The organism is Actinokineospora bangkokensis, assembly GCF_001940455.1.
GTDB lineage: Bacteria > Actinomycetota > Actinomycetes > Mycobacteriales > Pseudonocardiaceae > Actinokineospora > Actinokineospora bangkokensis.
In genome coordinates, this window is sequence record NZ_MKQR01000028.1 from 602,916 (window position 1) to 618,516 (window position 15,601).

The window sequence follows — 15,601 nt, forward strand, 5'->3', positions numbered from 1 at the left end:
TAGCCCCCCAGCGCCCCCAACCCGCCCCACAGTCTTTTCCCACCGCACCCCCCAAGCAGCAGGCGGCCCGGCTACCCAGCTGCTCGATGGGGTGGTTGTGCTTGGTCGGGGGAGGCGATCATGTGCTACCCAACGGGACGGGCGGGCGTCTTTTCAGCCCGCCTTTTCCCCGCCCGCAGCGCATGATCGCCGTAGGGGCCCCGACCAAGCGCAACCACCGCATCGAGCCGCCCCCGAAAGACCGGAGATCGGGCGAAGCCCGATGCTCACCCCCCCGAAGCCGAAGGCGAGCCGAATCACACCCCAGGCACCCAGTACCGGTACCGGTGCGACTCCGAGTACCCCAATCCCGCGTACAACGCGTGCGCCGCCACGTTCCCCGTGGCCACCTGCAACACCCGCCACCGCACCCCCAACCCCCCGGCCCACGCGTCCAACGCGCCCAGCAACCGCCGCGCCACCCCCGCCCGCCGCCACCCCTCCCGCACCTGCAACGCCCCGATGTGCAGGTAGTCCTCCACCACGCACCCCCTGATCCCGCCCACCACCTCGCCGTCCACCTCGACCACCGCGAACCCCAGCCGCGGCCCCGAGGTCAGCACCGCGACGGCCGCGGGCTCCGCCGGTCCACCCAGGACGACCTCGAACCACCCGGCAGGCGGCTCCGCGCGCACCACCACGTCCGACCCCACACCTGCCTGCCCGGGTTCCAGCGCGGACACCAGCACCGACGACTCCGCCCCGCGCGGGTGCGCCAGGTTGACGACCCACCCCTCGCCGGGCAGCCGTTCGTCCCACTCCGACCCCACCACCACCTGCGCGGTCGGTCGGATGCCGTGCTCGGCGGAGAACTCGACCACCCGGCTCAGCGCCTCGGGCAGGGGGACGCCGGGAGATCCCGTGGTCAGGGCGCTGTTGGCCCGGCCGGTGTACCCGCCGGAGGCGCGCAGCAGCCACGAACCCAGGGGGCGGGTGCTGGTCGCGGGCCAAGCCTGGGCGCAGATGACCTCAAGGGCCTCGGTGGTGCTCACCCCGGCAGTCTCGCGGTGGTTTGTGAGCTATCCGGCACCGGGTGCGCCCGGGGTTGCCCAGCGCGGGATACTGTCGGTCGTCGCGCATCCTCCCGAAGTGCGCGCAGTACACCACGAAGGAGCAGGAGAGCGCAGTGACCTACGTGATCGCCGAGCCCTGCGTCGACATCCTCGACAAGGCGTGCATCGAGGAGTGCCCGGTCGACTGCATCTACGAGGGCGAGCGGATGCTCTACATCCACCCCGACGAGTGCGTTGACTGCGGTGCCTGCGAGCCCGTCTGCCCGGTCGAGGCCATCTACTACGAGGACGACGTCCCCGACCAGTGGACGAACTACACCAAGGCCAACTCGGACTTCTTCAACGAGATCGGCTCGCCGGGCGGGGCGTCGAAGGCGGGCAAGACCGCGGGCGACCCGGACTGGATCAAGGCCCTGGACCCGCGCGGCGAGTGAACGCCCCCGCGCTCCCGGACTTCCCCTGGGACACCCTGGCCGACCACGCCGCACGGGCACGGACGCACCCGGACGGCGTGGTCGACCTGTCGGTGGGCACCCCGGTGGACCCGGTTCCCCAGCAGGTCCAGCAGGCCCTCGCGGCGGCAGCGGGCATCCCCGGCTACCCGACCACGCACGGCACGCCGGAGCTGCGCCGGGCCGCGGTCGGCGCCCTGTCCCGCCGCTTCGGCGTGACCGGGGTGGACGAGGCCGCGGTGCTGCCGACCATCGGCTCCAAGGAGCTGGTGGCCTGGCTGCCGACCCTGCTGGGCGCCCGCGGCCGCGTGGTCGTGGTGCCGGAGCTGGCCTACCCCACCTACGACGTCGGCGCCCGCCTGGCGGGCGCCGAGGTGGTCCGGTCGGACAGCACGGTGTCGCTGGGCCCCCGGGCCCCGGCGATGATCTGGCTGAACTCCCCGTCCAACCCCACCGGCCGGGTGCTGCCCGCCGAGCACCTGCGCAAGGTGGTCGACTGGGCCCGCGAGCGCGGCACGGTCGTGGTCTCCGACGAGTGCTACCTGTCGCTGCACTGGGACGCCGAGCCGGTCTCGGTCCTGCACCCCTCGGTCAGCGGCGGCGACCCCACGGGCCTGCTGGCGGTCCACTCGCTGTCCAAGGTCTCCAACCTCGCGGGCTACCGCGCGGGCTTCGTCTGCGGCGACCCCGCCCTGGTCAAGTCCCTGCTGGAGGTCCGCAAGCACGCGGGCATGATCGTTCCCCACCCCGTGCAGTCCGCCATGCGCGCCGCCCTCGACGACGACACCCACGTCGCCGAGCAGAAGTCCCGCTACGCCACCCGCCGCGCGGTCCTCAAGCCCGCCCTGGAGCAGGCGGGCTTCCGCGTCGACCACTCCGAAGCGGGCCTCTACCTCTGGTCCACCCGCGGCGAACCCGCCGACGACACGATCGCCTGGCTGGCCGACCGGGGCATCCTCGCCGCCCCCGGCACCTTCTACGGCACCGCGGCCCCCGACCACGTCCGCATCGCCCTCACCGCCCCCGACGACCGCATCGCCACCGCCGCCGCCCGCCTCCTGACCTGACCTGCCTGTCCTGACCTGCTCAGCGGCGTTCGAGGAGGTCGGCCATGGGGGGTCGGTCGGTGAGCAGGACCGGGGTGTGGGTGGGGACCCACTCGTCGACCACCTGGGTGAACTGGGTGTAGTCGGCCGCGGCGGAGTCGATGCCGCAGCGGGAGAGGGCGGTGCCGAGGATCTGGCGGGACATCACGCCCAACTGCGCCAGCGACCGGTTGCGGTGCTTGCGGACGCCGAGGTTGACCTGGGCGAGGCCGTCGAGGCCGTAGCGGGCGTGGGCGTCGAGGAGCAGGCCGATCTCGACGCCGTAGCCGGGGGCGAAGGGGACGGTGGTGAGGAAGTCGCGGGTGGCCGCGTACTCGCCGCCGAGGGGTTGGACGACGCCGGAGAGGTCCGGGCGCAGGGCGTTGAGCAGGGGGCGGGCCATCAGCTCGGTGACCCGGCCGCCGCCGCCGCTCTCCAGGCGCAGGGGGCGGCGGTAGAAGCCCTTGACCAGGTGCACGCCGTCGACGGTCAGCAGCGGGCCGAGCAGACCGGGGGCGAAGGACGGGTCCGGGTCGACCAGGTCGGAGTCGAGGAAGACGAGCAGGTCGGCGTCGGTGGCCGCCAGCGAGCGCCACAGCACCTCGCCCTTGCCGGGGCGCACCGGCAGGTCGGGCAGCACGTCGTCGCGGTGGACCACCCTGGCGCCCGCGCGCGCCGCCGCGGCCGCGGTGCCGTCGGTGGACCCGGAGTCGACCACCACCAGGTCGTCCACCAGCACCCCGAGCAGCGGGCGGACGGACTCGACCACGGCGCCGACGGTGGCCTCCTCGTCCAGCGCGGGCAGCACGACCGCCACCGTGCGCGCGCCCTTGGCCGCCGCCAGCTCGCGCACCGACCAGTCCGGGCACTGCCAGGTGCGGGTGGCCAGCAGCCGGTCCACCGGGGTCACGCCAGCGCCCGCAGGGCCCGGGTGGGCGGGCGGGTGCCCGCGATCGAGGCGGCCATCTCCACCACCCGGCGGGTGGCGCGCACCTGGTGGGCGCGGAAGACCCGGGCGCCCGCCCTGGCCGCGATCGCGGTGGCGGCCAGGGTGCCCTCCACCCGGTCGGCCACGCCCAGCCCCAGCGCCTCGCCGATGAAGTCCTTGTTGGACAGCGCCATGAGCACCGGCCACCCGGTGCCGACCAGCTCGTCCACCCGGCGCAGCAGCTCCAGGCCGTGCCAGGTGTTCTTGCCGAAGTCGTGCGTCGGGTCGATGAGGACCCCCGACGGGGGAACCCCGATCGAGACCATCCGCTCCGCGCGGGTGACCAGCTCGTCAACCACCTCGGCCACCACGTCGGCGTAGCGGACCCGGTGCGGGTCGGTGCGCGGGGCCGCGCCGCCGGTGTGCGAGCAGACGATGCCCACCCCGAACTCCGCGGCCACCTCGGCCAACCGCGGGTCCGCGCCCGCCCAGGTGTCGTTGATCAGGTCGGCGCCCGCGGCGCACACCGCCCTGCCCACCTCGTGCCGCCAGGTGTCGACGCTGATCACCAGGTCGGGGTGGCGCTCGCGGACCGCGGCGACGAACGGCACCACCCGGCGGGCCTCCTCGGCGGCGTCCACCGGCTCGCCGTGCGAACCGGCGCGCACCCCGCCGATGTCGACGATGTCGGCACCCTCGGTGACCGCCCGGTCCACCGCGGCCAGCGCGGCGTCCTCGGCGAAGGTGGCACCGCCGTCGTAGAAGGAGTCCTTCGTCCGGTTCACGATCGCCATGACCAGCGCGCGGTCGGGGGCGACCGGGCGCGGGCCGAACCGCAGTGCGGGCATCACGGCTCCCGATCGTGCCACGAGCGCCGTCACCCGGGGTGGTGACCGGGGTCTCCGGTGCGCGGCGCGGCCCCCGCGCGGGACTACAGTGCTTGTCGGTGCCTGCCACCACGGGGCCGACCTACGGAGGGATCGCCGTGTTCTACCGCGCGCTGCGCTCGGTGCTGTCGTTCCTGGCGAAGCTGTACCTGCGCCCGACCGTCGTCGGGGCGAACCTGGTGCCCACCAGCGGCCCGGTGATCCTGGCCATCAACCACCTCGCGGTCGTCGACAGCTTCGTCGTGCCGCTGATGCTCGACCGCAAGGTCGCCTTCCTGGCCAAGTCGGAGTACTTCACCGGCACCTCGGTCAAGGGCAGGCTCGTCGCCACCCTGTTCCGGGCGCTGGGCGCCATCCCGGTTGACCGGGACAACAGCCGCGCGGCGCTGCACTCGCTGGAGGTCGCGGGGGCCGTGCTCGACCGGGGCGAGGCGTTCGCCATCCACCCCGAGGGCACCCGCTCGCTCGACGGCAAGCTGCACCGCGGCCGCACCGGCGTCGCCCAGCTCGCCCTGGAGCACAAGGCCCGCGTCGTCCCGGTCGCGCTCATCGGCACCGACCGCGTGCAGCCCGCGGGCACCCGCGTCCCGCGCCCGCACCGCATCCGGGTCGTCTTCGGCGAGCCGCTGGACTTCTCCCGCTACGAGGGCCTGGGCAACTCGCTGCCCATCCGCCGCGCGGTCACCGACGAGGTCATGTACGCGCTGATGGAGCTGTCCGGCCAGGAGTACGTGGACAGCTACCACAAGCGCCCGGCCGCCTGAGCTGTGTCCACTTCTCCCGCCACCCGCCCCCTCGTCCCCGCCCGGCATCGTTCCCGACCTGGCACCACGGCCGCCTGAGCTGGGTCGATCACTCCCGCCGCCGGCCCCTGTGTTGTCTTATCCCGCCGCCCGCCCCCTCGTCCCCGCCCGGCATCGTCCCCGACCTGGCACCACGGCCGTGCGTCGCCCACGGGGTTGACCCGTCACACCGGCTGGGCGGGGGCGACGGCGTCCAGGGCCTCCTCGACGTCGCGGGTCACCCGGAGGAAGTCCAGCGACTCCGGGGACACGAACCCCTTGGCCGCCAGCGACCGGCACCACTCCAGCAGCCCGGCGTAGTGGTCGTCCGGGTCGAGCACCACCACCGGCTTGGCGTGCATGCGCAGGTAGCCCGCCGTCCAGACCTCGAACAGCTCCTCCAGCGTGCCCAGCCCGCCGGGCAGCGCCAGGAACGCCTGCGCCCGCTCGTCCATGACCCGCTTGCGCTCGCGCATGGTGTCCACGACGACCAGCTCGTCGGCGCCCGGGTCCGCGACCTCCAGGTCCACCAGGCCCTGCGGGATCACCCCGAGGGTGTGCGCGCCGCCGCGGCGGGCGGCCCGCGACACCGCGCCCATCATCGCCACGCTGGCCCCGCCCCACACCAGCGACCAGCCGCGCGCGGCCAGCCCGGCCCCCACGTCGTCGGCGAGGTCGAGGTAGTGGCGCGGCACGCCGGAGTTGGACGCGCAGTAGACGCAGACGGCGTGGCTCAATGCGCGTCGCTCCACGCCTGGTACGCCTCCTCGACCACGCGCACCGCGTCGTCGACGTCGTCGGTCAGGTGCAGCAGCGCCATGTCCTTTTCCCCGACCTTGCCGCCCGCGAGCACCGAGTCGCGCAGCCAGTCGTAGAGGCCCTGCCAGTACTGGGTGCCGAAGAGCACCACGGGGAACTTCGTGACCTTCTTGGTCTGCACCAGCGTCAGCGCCTCGAACAGCTCGTCGAGGGTGCCGAAGCCGCCGGGCAGGCAGATGAAGGCCTGGCTGTACTTGATGAACATGGTCTTGCGGGCGAAGAAGTAGCGGAAGTTCACGCCCAGGTCGACCCACGGGTTGAGGCCCTGCTCGAACGGCAGCTCGATGCCCAGCCCCACCGAGAACCCGCCCGCCTCGGACGCGCCCCGGTTCACCGCCTCCATCGCCCCCGGCCCGCCCCCGGTGATCGCGGCGAACCCGGCGTGCGCGAGCGCCGCCCCGATCCGCATGCCGAGCTGGTACTCCTCGTGCTCGGGCTTGGTCCTGGCCGAGCCGAACACGGTCACCGCGCGCGGCACCTCGGCCAGCGCCCCGAAGCCCTCGACGAACTCGGCCTGGATGCGCAGCACCCGCCACGGGTCGGTGTGCACCCAGTCGCTGGGCCCGCGCGAGTCGAGCAGGCGCTGGTCGGTGGTGGTCGGCTCGTGCGACCGGTCGCGCCGCAGGGTCACCGGTCCGCGCTGGCGCTCGCGGGGCGTGCCGTTGTCGTTCAGGTCCGTGCTCACGGCCGCGAGTCTAGGGTGATCACGCCCGCCCCGTCGGCCGAGCGGCGGCGCACGGCGGGGGAACACGGGGCGAACTCGACGGGGCGGGGCTGGGTGCCCTGGCCCGCGCCGGGGGAGGGCTGGACGCGGCGACGGCCGCCACCGGGGGTCCGGTGGCGGCCGTCGCGCGGGTGCTCAGTTGGCGTGCAGGGCGGCGTTCAGCTCGATGCCGGTGCCGGTGCGCGGCACGGCCTCGACGGCGCCGGTGGTGGAGTTGCGGCGGAACAGGATGCCGGACTGGCCGGAGAGGTCCTTGGCCTTGGCGGTGGTGCCGTCGGGCAGGACCACCTTCGTGCCCGCGGTGACGTAGAGGCCCGCCTCGACCACGCAGTCGTCGCCCAGCGAGATGCCGATGCCCGCGTTGGCGCCGAGCAGGCAGCGCTCGCCCAGGGAGATGACCTCCTTGCCGCCGCCGGAGAGGGTGCCCATGATCGAGGCGCCGCCGCCGACGTCGGAGCCGTCGCCGACCACCACGCCCGCGGAGATGCGGCCCTCGACCATGGAGGCGCCCAGGGTGCCCGCGTTGTAGTTGACGAAGCCCTCGTGCATGACCGTGGTGCCCTGGGCCAGGTGCGCGCCCAGGCGCACCCGGTCGGCCTCGGCGATCCGCACGCCCGCCGGGAGGACGTAGTCGACCATGCGGGGGAACTTGTCGACCCCGTACACGGTGACCTGGCCGCGGGCGCGCAGCGCCATCCTGGTCCGCTCGAAGCCCTCCACCGGGCACGGGCCGTGGTTGGTCCAGACGACGTTGGACAGCAGGCCGAACACGCCGTCGAGGTTGGTGCCGTGCGGGCGCACCAGCCGGTGGGAGATCAGGTGCAGGCGCAGGTACACGTCGTGGGCGTCGGCGGGCGGGGCCTGGAGGTCCTCGACGTCGACCCGCACCGCGACGACCTCGACCCCGCGCGCGGCGTCCGGGCCGAGCAGCGCCGAGGTGCCCGCGCCCAGGTGCTCGACGGCCTCGTCCTCGGACAGCCTGCGCACGCCCGAGGGGCCCGCGCCGCCGAGCCTGGGGTCCGGGAACCACACGTCCAGGACGGTCCCGCCGCTGGTCACGGTGGCCAGGCCGACGCCGTGCGCGCCGGTGCTCTCAGTCGCTGCGCTGCTCACAGGCGCCACCGTAGCCGGTGCGGCGGGCGGGTAGCGTGCGCACCCGTGACCCCCGTGCTCGATCTCACCGCCGACCCGATCGACCTGACCGCCGCCCTGGTGGACGTGTTCAGCGAGTCCGAGCAGGAGGCGGAGCTGGCCGACGCGGTGCAGGCCGCGCTGACCGCCCAAGCCCCGCACCTGGAGGTGGTGCGCTCGGGCAACGCGGTGCTGGCGCGCACGGACCTGGGCAGGCCCACGCGGGTGGTGCTCGCCGGTCACCTCGACACCGTCCCGGCCAACGGCAACTGGCCGTCGCGCCGCGAGGGCGGGGTGCTGCACGGGCTGGGCACCGTCGACATGAAGGGCGGCGACGCGGTGCTGCTGCACCTGGCCGCGACCGCCACCGAGCCGGTGCACGACCTGACGTTCCTGTTCTACGACTGCGAGGAGATCGCCGCCGACCGCAACGGCCTCGGCCGGGTGGAGCGCGAGCTGCCGGAGTGGATGCGCGGCGACCTGGCGGTGGTGGCCGAGCCGTCCAACGGCGTGGTGGAGGCGGGCTGCCAGGGCACGATGCGGGTGGTGCTGGGCACCACCGGCGCCCGCGCGCACACCGCCCGCGCGTGGATGGGGCGCAACGCGATCCACGCCCTCGGGGAGGCGCTGCGCAGGCTGGAGGCGTACGAGGCGCGGGTGGTCGACATCGACGGCTGCACCTACCGCGAGGGCCTGCAGGCGGTGCACGTCTCGGGCGGGGTGGCGGGCAACGTGGTGCCGGACGCGGCCCAGCTCAAGGTCAACTTCCGGTTCGCCCCGGACCGCTCGCCCGCGCAGGCCGAGGAGCACGTGCGCGCGGTGTTCGACGGGTTCGACCTGCGGGTGGAGGACCTGTCGGCGGGTGCGCTGCCCGGCCTGTCCGCGTCCGCGGCCCAGCAGCTGGTGGCGGCGGCGGGCGGGCGGCCGGTGGCCAAGCTGGGGTGGACGGACGTGGCCCGGTTCTCCGCGCTGGGCATCCCCGCGGTGAACTTCGGGCCGGGCGACCCGACCCTGGCCCACACCCAGCAGGAGCACGTGCCGGTCGAGCAGATCACCCGGTGCCACGAGGTGCTGCGGCGCTTCGCCCTCGGCGACGCGTGAGCGGGGCCGGGAACCGGCGGCCGCTTTTTGCTCAGCATCACCGCAACACCGCCGCAAATGTGCTCCGACCATTGCCGCAGCTCTGGACACGCAGGTATTTCTAAGAGCCATGCGCATCGTCCGCGGCCTCGCCGCCCTGGCCGCCGCGGTGGCGGTGGTCCTCACGGTCTCGCCGTCGGGCGACGCTGCGCCCACGGGCACCTTCTGCAAGGCGCTGCACGTCTACGCGGTGCGCGGCAGCGAGGAGGCGGGCCCGTACGGCAGCCAGATCGGCCCGCTGGTCGCCGAGCTCCAGCGGCAGCGCCCCGGCGAGGTCAGCGCGCAGGGCAACGGCTACCCGGCGGTGGTCTGGGAGCTGAGCTGGGGCCGCCCCGACCTGGTGCACACCTACGCCGAGAGCGTGCGCGACGGGGTGAACCGGATGCTGTCCGACCTGGGCGCACTGCGGTCGTACTGCCCGAACAGCACCATCGCCATCGTCGGCTACTCGCAGGGGTCGGACGTGGTGCGCCGCGCGCTGCAGAACCAGCGGCCCGACCCGCGCATGCGGGTGCTGCTGCTGGCCGACCCCGACTTCACCAGCGAGGACCGCTACCTGCCGATGTTCAACGACGTCGGTGAGGGCCTGTCCAACCTGGTGTTCCCCACCTTCGGCATCAACCACCTGTACTTCGGGCTGTTCCCGGAGAACCCGATCGCGCTGAGCAAGATCCCGCCGTTCCCGCCCGGGTGGACGGCCAGCTCGCTGTGCTGGCGCAAGGACCCGGCGTGCGGGGGCGGGCAGGGCGGGCTGCCCTTCCGCTGGGGCCCGGACGGCGCGCACACCGACTACCACCTGGCCGCGCCCGCCCTCGCCCGCGACATCCTGCGCTGGTCGGACGGCGTGCGCGCGGCGGGCATCGTCCGCTGAGGCCCGGGGCTCGCCCAGGCCGGGGACGACGCCGGGTGGGGACGCGGTGGTGGGTGGCGGGTTCGGGTCGGCTCAGAGCGGCAGCGCCAGCTCCAGTTCGAGCTGGTCGGTGAACACCGGGTTGGGTTCGGAGAACCCGGTCGGGACGAAGCCGACCCGCTCGTAGAACCGCTTCGCGCGCTCGTTCTCCGCCCACACCCACGCCGTCACCGCGTCCACCCCGGTGCCGCGCGCGTGCTCGACCACGGCGTCGACGAGCTCCTGGGCGACCTTGCCGCCGCGGTGGGCGGGCGCCACCCACATCGAGATGAGCTCCAGCCGGTCGTCGTCCGGGCGCACCCCGGTGACCCCGGTGGACCCGACGGCGAAGACCGCCGCGTCGGCCAACCAGTCCCGCCAGTCCCGCTCGCTGAAGGCCAGCTCGCGGGCGTAGGTGGAGGCGAACGCGCGCGGGCTGTCGGCCAGGGCGGTGAGCCGCAGCGAGCGGAACCGCACCCAGTCGGCGGGGGTGAGTCTGTCGGCCATGTCCCCATCGTCCGGACCGGCGCGCTGTGTCGGCAACCCGGGGCGCCCGGGTCGTGCCACGATCAGGGTGTGACCACCGCACTCATCTACCTCGTCGTCATGGTGCTCGTGGCGGCGGTGGTGTTCCTGCTGGCCTCGGTCGTGTTCGGCCGGGGTGAGGAGCTGCCCCCGCTGCCCCCCGGCGCCTCGCCCACCCGCCTGCCCGCCGAGGCCATCACCGGCGACGACCTGCGCGGCGTCCGCTTCCAGCTGGCCCTGCGCGGCTACAAGATGAGCGAGGTCGACTGGGTGCTGCGCAGGCTGGGCACCGAGCTGGACGACCTGCGCGCCCGGGTCGCCGAGCTGGAGTCCGAGCGCGCGGGGGAGGTGGCCCAGTGACCGACGTCACCGAGCGCGTGGAGGTCGCGGCCCCGCCGGAGGTCACCTGGGAGGCCCTGGTCGACTGGGAGCGCCAGGGCGAGTGGATGCTCGGCACCCGCGTCCGCGTCACCGGCGGCGACGGCAAGGGCGTCGGCTCGTCGCTGAGCGCCTTCACCGGCGTCCTGGGCCTCGGCTTCACCGACACCATGCGCATCACCACCTGGCAGGCCCCCCACCGCGTCGAGGTCGAGCACACCGGCCGCGTCGTCCGCGGCACCGGCCTCTTCGAGGTCCAACCCCGCGGCACCGACGCCTCCACCTTCATCTGGCACGAACGCCTCGACCTCCCCCTGGGCAAGCTCGGCCAGTGGGGCTGGACCCTTGCGGGCCCCGCCTTCCGCCTCGGCGTCCGCCACTCCCTCACCCGCTTCGCCCGCTTCGCCGAGTCCCGCCGGTGACGGAGAAGCCCCGCTGCCCCTGGGCCGACTCCTCCGACCTCTACCAGCGCTACCACGACGAGGAGTGGGGAGTCCCCCTCCACGGCCGCGACGCCCTCTTCGAGCGCATCAGCCTGGAGGCCTTCCAGTCCGGCCTCTCCTGGATCACCATCCTCCGCAAGCGCGACAACTTCCGGAAGGCCTTCCAGGACTTCAACCCCGACCACGTCGCCACCTTCACCACCCCCGACATCGACCGCCTCATGGCCGACGAGGGGATAGTCCGCAACCGCGCGAAGATCGCCGCCACCATCACCAACGCCAAAGCGGTCCTCGCCCTCGAAGAAGACCTCGACACCCTCCTCTGGAGCTTCGCCCCCAACCCCCCACCCCCACCCCCACAACCCCCGCCGACGTCCCAGCCACCACCGACCAGTCGAAGGCCATGTCCAAAGCCCTCAAAAAGCGAGGCTTCACCTTCGTCGGTCCCACCACCTGCTACGCGCTCATGCAAGCCACAGGAATGGTCAACGACCACATCTCGACCTGCTGGCGCACCCCCACCCCCATCCCCTAACCCCTCTCCTTTCTCCTTTCTCCTTTCTCCCTTCTCACCTCCCTCCCACGAAGCCGAAGGCGAGCCCACTGGTCGTTAAAGCCGTCGTTCGGCCAACGCCACCCCCACCCCGCAACCCCACGCGCCCAGCCCCCACAACAGGCCGGCACCCCGACACCGCTCAACTGAGCCAAACAGTCACGGCGTTGCCTACACCCCGGCCTGACCCAGTCCTGGCCGCTCGTAGCTCGGGAGGTGGTGTGTCAAGGGTGGGCGCAGCCCATCGCGAAGCGACGCCGAAGGCGCCCTTGACGCGCCACCTCCCGAGTTACACACTCGCGGCCCCCGAGGACAGGCCCCCACTAAGCCCAGCAACCCCGTCCACACCAAGCCAAGATCAACTCCACACGCCCCCACGCGTCACCATCCGCAGCCCCCACCCACCCAAGGGGCTCTGGTCCCTTGCGGCCATTCTACCCGCTGACCAGCGCAAACAAAGCCGCAACGATCTTGCCTGTGGACAACTCCACCCGAAATGCCCGAAACAACCATCACTGAACCGGGTGATCTTCTCCAAGCGCCACCAAGCGCCACCAAGCGCGGCACACCGATCACCGCCCCAGGAACCGCGCCTCCCGCTTGGCCACGAACGCCTCCACCGCCTCCCGGTGGTCCGCGGTCGACCCCGCCCGCCGCTGCGTGTCGCCCTCCACGGCCAACCCCTCCGCCAACCCGCCCCCCGCGGAGGCCAGCATCGCCTCCTTGATCAGCCCGTACGCCGTGGTCGGCCCGGCGGCCATCCGGCCCGCGAGGGCGAGCGCCGCGGGCAGGACCTCCGCGGCGGGCAGGACCTGCCCCACCATGCCGATCCGGAGGGCTTCCTCCGCGGTGACCGGCTTGGCGAGCAGCATCATCTCCATGGCGCGGCCGTAGCCGATGAGGCGGGGCAGGGTCCAGGCCGCGCCGGAGTCGGCGGTGAGGCCGACGTTGGCGAAGGCCATGAGGAACTTGGCGGAGTCGGCGGCGATGCGCAGGTCGCAGGCGTAGGCGAAGGAGGCGCCTGCGCCCGCGGCCATGCCGTTGACCGCGGCGATGACGGGCTTGGGCATGGTGGTGATGGCCGTGACGATCGGGTTGTAGTGGCGCTCGACGGTGGAGAGCGGGGCGGGGTCGTCGGCGCGCAGCAGGGCGATGTGCTCCTTGAGGTCCTGGCCCGCGCAGAAGGCGCGGCCCGCCCCGGTGAGGACGACGGCGCGCACGGCGTCGTCGTCGGCGGCGCCCTCCAGCGCGGCGCGCAGGGCCTCCTTGAGCTCGACGGTGAGGGAGTTGAACGAGTCCGGCCGGTTCAGCGTCAGGGTGCGCACCCCGTCGGTGTCGGTGACCAGCAGCGGGTTCTCGGACATCGGGCCTCCTCGTCGAACGGCGTCGGGTGCCTGCATACCACCCCCGGCCGACCCCGCCCGACCGCCGCGCAGGGGGTGCGGGGGACGCGGACGGTGACCGGCCCGCCGGGGCCGGGGGCCCGCGACCACCCGGGCGGACCCATCCTGGCCGGTCACCCGACACGCGATGATCGGTTCGATTTCACCCGCCGCGACCGGATGGGGGACAATGTGGCTCGACCCCGCTGGTCCGCTGCGCGCGGTGCGGCGGCGGGTGGGCAGGCGATGACGGAGGGAGCACGCTATGGCGGCCATGAAGCCCCGGACCGGAGACGGTCCCCTTGAGGTGACGAAGGAGGGCCGGGGCATCGTGATGCGCGTCCCGCTGGAGGGCGGTGGGCGCCTGGTGGTCGAGATGACCCCGGAGGAGGCGGTCAACCTCGGCGAGGCGCTGAAGGCCGCTTCCGGCTGAGCCCCGCCCCAGCACCACCCCACGCCGCCGCCCCACCCCCGCCGCTCGGAGGAACCTTGTCCACGCCGGTGCCCACCCTGCCGACGACGCTGCCCGCCGTGGAGGTCGCGGCCTCGGCCAGGGCGGGGCACGCGCGCGTCGTGCTCAGCCGCGCCGCGCCGGAGGGCCCGCCGCTGCTCGGCCCGGGTGGCGACGACCTGACCGCGGACTGGGTGGGCGACGTGGCGCTCACCGGGTCCGCCGGTGAGGTGCGGGCCGCCCCGGCGGCGTCGGCGGCGGACTGGGTGCTCGGCGTCGGCGGGGGCACCCCGGCGGACTACCGCGCGGCGGGGGTGGCGCTGGTGCGCGCCGTGGAGGCCGACCGGGACGGCGACGGGCCCGGGCGCGGGCTCGCGCTGGCCCTGCCCCCCGACGCCGGACCGGACGAGGCCGCCCAGCTCGCCAGGGGGCTGGCGCTGGGCGGCTACCGGTTCACCGTCACCGCCGAGGAGCGGCCCGCCCGGCTGCGCACCGCCCGGCTGGTGGTGCCCGACGCCGAGCAGCGCGCCCTGGTGGCGGCCGCGGTGCACCGGTCGGTGGTGTTGGCCTCGGCCACCGCGTTCGCCCGCGACCTGGCCAACACCCCGTCCAACGTCAAGGACCCCGCCTGGCTCGCCCGCACCGCCGCCCGCGCGGCGGGCCGGGTGCCCGGGTTGACCGCCACCGTCCACGACGAGCGGTGGTTGACCGCCAACGGGTTCGGCGGGGTGCTCGCCGTCGGCGGCGGGTCGACCCGCCCGCCGCGGCTGCTGCACCTGACCTGGTCGCCCCCCGGTGCCACCGGCCCGCACCTGGGCCTGATCGGCAAGGGCATCACCTTCGACACCGGCGGCATCTCCATCAAGCCCGCCGACGGCATGCACCTGATGCGCACCGACATGTCCGGCGGCGCCGCCGTCATCGCCGCCACCCTCGCCGTCGCCCGGCTCGAACTGCCGGTGCGGGTCAGCGCGCTGGTGCCGTGCGCGGAGAACCACGTCTCGGGCAGCGCCTACCGGCCCGGCGACGTCGTGCGCCACCACGGCGGCAAGACCTCCGAGATCAGCAACACCGATGCCGAGGGCCGCATCGTGCTGGCCGACGCGCTGGTGCACGCGGTGGACACCCTCGGCGTGGACGTGCTGGTGGACGTGGCCACGCTGACCGGGGCGATGAAGGTGGCGCTGGGCCTGCGCACCGGCGGGCTGTTCGCCAGCGAGGACGCGCTGGCCGAGCGGGTCCGGGCGGCGGGGGAGCGGGCGGGCGAGGCGTGGTGGCGGATGCCGCTGCTCGACGAGTTCGCCGACGCCGTGGTCAGCGACCTCGCCGACGTCCGGCAGGGCCCGCCGGGGCCTGGGGGCATCACGGCGGCGCTGTTCCTGCGGGAGTTCACAGCGGGCCTGCCGTGGGCGCACCTGGACATCGCGGGCCCGGCGCGCGCGGACAAGCACTACGACGACGTCAGCCCCGGGGGCACCGGCTTCGCCGCGCGCACCCTGGTGGAGTTCGTCGCCTCCTACGCCGCCGAGTAGGTCCGCACGGCGGGCGGCTCGGGGGCGGGGGCGAACAACCGGTCCAGCACCGCGTACTTCGCCAGGAACACCGGCAACCCGCTCAGCACGTACGCGGCGTTGAGCACCAGGGCGCGCGCGTCCGGGTCGGCCACCAGCGGCCCCACCAACCAGTCCGCGCCCGCGGTCAGCGCGACCGACACCAGCCCGCCGAGCGCGGTGGTGACCGCGTACCCGGTGAGCTGGCCGGTCAGGTGCGCGCGGCCGTGCCGGTCCCAGGCCCACCAGCGCAGCAGCACGAAGCGCGGCACGGCGCCGACGACGAAGGCGACCAGCCCGGCCAGGGCGGCGTCGACGCCCGCCCACCGGTAGAGCGCGAACAGCACCAGCTGGCTGGTCGCGGTCGCGGCCAAGGACGCGACCGCGTACCGGGAGAACGCTGGTTTGCGCAGGTGGGGACGCACTCCTC

At 74.0% G+C, this 15,601-nt stretch carries 18 protein-coding genes and 1 pseudogene; 10 read left to right on the plus strand and 9 right to left on the minus strand.

Translation table 11 applies throughout. The features are described 5' to 3' along the window. Nucleotides 1–296 precede the first annotated feature (296 nt). Nucleotides 297–1,031 (minus strand): GNAT family N-acetyltransferase, encoded by a 735-nt coding sequence (locus tag BJP25_RS29760; protein ID WP_075978301.1) that lies wholly within the window; start codon nucleotides 1,029–1,031, stop codon nucleotides 297–299. Between the two features lie 134 nt (nucleotides 1,032–1,165). On the opposite strand from BJP25_RS29760, the gene fdxA reads away from it, so the two are divergent. Further along, on the plus strand, nucleotides 1,166–1,486 hold the full coding sequence (gene fdxA, locus BJP25_RS29765) for a ferredoxin (RefSeq protein WP_075978302.1): 321 nt from the start codon (nucleotides 1,166–1,168) through the stop codon (nucleotides 1,484–1,486). After that, nucleotides 1,483–2,571 carry a succinyldiaminopimelate transaminase gene (dapC, locus tag BJP25_RS29770; protein ID WP_075978303.1) on the plus strand — a complete coding sequence of 363 codons (1,089 nt, stop codon included), beginning with the start codon at nucleotides 1,483–1,485 and terminating at the stop codon, nucleotides 2,569–2,571. Before fdxA ends, dapC begins: the two co-directional genes overlap by 4 nt. Before the next feature lie 19 nt (nucleotides 2,572–2,590). Here the strand turns inward: dapC and BJP25_RS29775 are convergent, their stop codons facing one another. Both BJP25_RS29775 and folP read right to left on the minus strand, forming a co-directional pair. Continuing rightward, a complete protein-coding gene (locus tag BJP25_RS29775) occupies nucleotides 2,591–3,499 on the minus strand; it encodes a glucosyl-3-phosphoglycerate synthase (RefSeq protein ID WP_233158333.1) in 909 nt (302 codons plus the stop codon). After that, nucleotides 3,496–4,365: a dihydropteroate synthase gene (folP, locus tag BJP25_RS29780; RefSeq protein ID WP_075978304.1), complete on the minus strand. Its 870-nt coding sequence runs from the start codon at nucleotides 4,363–4,365 to the stop codon at nucleotides 3,496–3,498. The genes BJP25_RS29775 and folP overlap by 4 nt, the downstream gene beginning before the upstream one ends. A 137-nt stretch (nucleotides 4,366–4,502) precedes the next feature. On the opposite strand from folP, the gene BJP25_RS29785 reads away from it, so the two are divergent. Continuing rightward, nucleotides 4,503–5,168, plus strand: a complete 666-nt coding sequence (locus tag BJP25_RS29785) for a lysophospholipid acyltransferase family protein (protein ID WP_075978305.1) — start codon at nucleotides 4,503–4,505, stop codon at nucleotides 5,166–5,168. Between the two features lie 203 nt (nucleotides 5,169–5,371). On the opposite strand, the gene BJP25_RS29790 is transcribed toward BJP25_RS29785, so the two are convergent. From BJP25_RS29790 to dapD, 3 genes are all read right to left on the minus strand, one after another. Continuing rightward, nucleotides 5,372–5,938 carry an LOG family protein gene (locus BJP25_RS29790; RefSeq protein ID WP_198943628.1) on the minus strand — a complete coding sequence of 189 codons (567 nt, stop codon included), beginning with the start codon at nucleotides 5,936–5,938 and terminating at the stop codon, nucleotides 5,372–5,374. Next, the gene (locus BJP25_RS29795; RefSeq protein ID WP_075978307.1) at nucleotides 5,920–6,690 is read right to left on the minus strand and encodes an LOG family protein; all 771 of its coding nucleotides are present in this window, start codon (nucleotides 6,688–6,690) and stop codon (nucleotides 5,920–5,922) included. Before BJP25_RS29795 ends, BJP25_RS29790 begins: the two co-directional genes overlap by 19 nt. Nucleotides 6,691–6,864: 174 nt before the next feature. Then, nucleotides 6,865–7,851, minus strand: coding sequence for a 2,3,4,5-tetrahydropyridine-2,6-dicarboxylate N-succinyltransferase (gene dapD / locus BJP25_RS29800; RefSeq protein WP_198943629.1), 987 nt, complete (start codon nucleotides 7,849–7,851; stop codon nucleotides 6,865–6,867). A gap of 36 nt (nucleotides 7,852–7,887) precedes the next feature. On the opposite strand from dapD, the gene dapE reads away from it, so the two are divergent. Both dapE and BJP25_RS29810 read left to right on the plus strand, forming a co-directional pair. Then, the gene (gene dapE / locus BJP25_RS29805) at nucleotides 7,888–8,961 is read left to right on the plus strand and encodes a succinyl-diaminopimelate desuccinylase (RefSeq protein WP_084794698.1); all 1,074 of its coding nucleotides are present in this window, start codon (nucleotides 7,888–7,890) and stop codon (nucleotides 8,959–8,961) included. A 109-nt stretch (nucleotides 8,962–9,070) separates the two neighbouring features. Beyond that, nucleotides 9,071–9,871, plus strand: coding sequence for a cutinase family protein (locus BJP25_RS29810; RefSeq protein WP_075978309.1), 801 nt, complete (start codon nucleotides 9,071–9,073; stop codon nucleotides 9,869–9,871). 72 nt (nucleotides 9,872–9,943) lie between these two features. On the opposite strand, the gene BJP25_RS29815 is transcribed toward BJP25_RS29810, so the two are convergent. Further along, nucleotides 9,944–10,396: a GNAT family N-acetyltransferase gene (locus BJP25_RS29815; RefSeq protein ID WP_075978310.1), complete on the minus strand. Its 453-nt coding sequence runs from the start codon at nucleotides 10,394–10,396 to the stop codon at nucleotides 9,944–9,946. Nucleotides 10,397–10,465: 69 nt separating this feature from the next. Here BJP25_RS29815 and BJP25_RS29820 point away from each other — a divergent pair, with 69 nt between their 5' ends. The 3 genes and pseudogenes from BJP25_RS29820 to BJP25_RS29830 all read left to right on the plus strand — a co-directional run bounded on the left by BJP25_RS29820 (nucleotide 10,466) and on the right by BJP25_RS29830 (nucleotide 11,770). Further along, nucleotides 10,466–10,774, plus strand: a complete 309-nt coding sequence (locus tag BJP25_RS29820; protein WP_075978311.1) for a DivIVA domain-containing protein — start codon at nucleotides 10,466–10,468, stop codon at nucleotides 10,772–10,774. Beyond that, on the plus strand, nucleotides 10,771–11,214 hold the full coding sequence (locus BJP25_RS29825) for an SRPBCC family protein (RefSeq protein WP_075978312.1): 444 nt from the start codon (nucleotides 10,771–10,773) through the stop codon (nucleotides 11,212–11,214). The genes BJP25_RS29820 and BJP25_RS29825 overlap by 4 nt, the downstream gene beginning before the upstream one ends. Next, a pseudogene (locus BJP25_RS29830) lies at nucleotides 11,211–11,770 on the plus strand (DNA-3-methyladenine glycosylase I). Before BJP25_RS29825 ends, BJP25_RS29830 begins: the two are co-directional and overlap by 4 nt. 590 nt (nucleotides 11,771–12,360) lie before the next feature. On the opposite strand, the gene BJP25_RS29835 reads toward BJP25_RS29830, so the two are convergent. After that, on the minus strand, nucleotides 12,361–13,152 hold the full coding sequence (locus tag BJP25_RS29835) for an enoyl-CoA hydratase-related protein (protein WP_075978313.1): 792 nt from the start codon (nucleotides 13,150–13,152) through the stop codon (nucleotides 12,361–12,363). 283 nt (nucleotides 13,153–13,435) lie between these two features. Here BJP25_RS29835 and BJP25_RS29840 point away from each other — a divergent pair, with 283 nt between their 5' ends. Then, entirely contained in the window at nucleotides 13,436–13,603 is a 168-nt protein-coding gene (locus tag BJP25_RS29840; protein ID WP_075978314.1) for a DUF3117 domain-containing protein, read from the plus strand. A gap of 56 nt (nucleotides 13,604–13,659) precedes the next feature. Then, complete coding sequence (locus BJP25_RS29845) at nucleotides 13,660–15,153, plus strand: leucyl aminopeptidase family protein (protein WP_075978315.1); 1,494 nt, start codon at nucleotides 13,660–13,662, stop codon at nucleotides 15,151–15,153. On the opposite strand, the gene BJP25_RS29850 is transcribed toward BJP25_RS29845, so the two are convergent. After that, nucleotides 15,138–15,596, minus strand: coding sequence for a GtrA family protein (locus tag BJP25_RS29850; RefSeq protein ID WP_084794700.1), 459 nt, complete (start codon nucleotides 15,594–15,596; stop codon nucleotides 15,138–15,140). The genes BJP25_RS29845 and BJP25_RS29850 overlap by 16 nt on opposite strands. Nucleotides 15,597–15,601 lie beyond the last annotated feature (5 nt).